We start from the raw sequence: 755 nt of genomic DNA, 5'->3' as shown, positions 1-755 counted from the left end.
ATCCCCAACTTTCAGTTGCGCATTGCCGACGCCAAAGCCTGCCCCGCCTACAGTGGCGTGTTGATCGAAGGGGTGAAAGTCGGCCCTTCCCCCGACTGGCTAAAACACCGACTGGCCGCTGCCGGCATGCGATCCATCAACAATGTAGTGGATATTACCAATCTGATCCTGCTGGAATGGGGCCAGCCTTTGCACGCCTTCGACTGGGATCGCCTGCTCCAGGTCATGGGCAAGAAAAAACCCACCATCGAGGTGCGCTTGGCCCAGCCGGGAGAAACCTTAAAGACCTTGGACGGCCAAACCCGCACCTTGCAAGCCGACAGTCATCTCATTGTGGCCGGCAGCCAACCGGTAGCCCTGGCCGGGGTCATGGGAGGGGAAGAAACCGAAGTCAGCTCGACCACCACCCGCATTTTCTTGGAAGCAGCCGTATTCGATCCGGCGGTGACGCGGCGCTCGGCCCGGTCTCAAGGTCTGCGCACCGAGGCTTCCACCCGCTATGAGCGAGGGGTTAACTTTGCCACCCTCGATCAGGCCCGGGATCGGGCGGCGCAGTTGATCCTGGAACTGGCAGGGGGAGCAGTGGCCGGCCTCACCACCTTTGACCAGCGGCCCCCCCTGGAACGCACCCTGAAATTGCGGCTGTCGCGGCTGATCGATGTGTTGGGGGACGAGGTGCAGGCGGCGGATGTGGAGGAGATCCTATCTGCCTTGGGCTTTCAGCTCTCCCGTTGCGAAGGGGCCAATTCCCAGAG

At 61.9% G+C, this 755-nt stretch carries 1 protein-coding gene; it reads left to right on the top strand.

The features are described 5' to 3' along the window. Positions 1-755 (top strand): phenylalanine--tRNA ligase beta subunit-related protein (locus NW837_RS15040; protein WP_414332417.1); only part of this gene is annotated, 755 nt, incomplete at both ends.

The organism is Synechococcus sp. R6-10 (genome assembly GCF_047461815.1).
Taxonomy (GTDB): Bacteria; Cyanobacteriota; Cyanobacteriia; order Thermostichales; family Thermostichaceae; genus Thermostichus.
The sequence above is the reverse complement of the archived record's forward strand: the minus strand, read 5'-3'. Positions and strand labels throughout refer to the sequence as shown.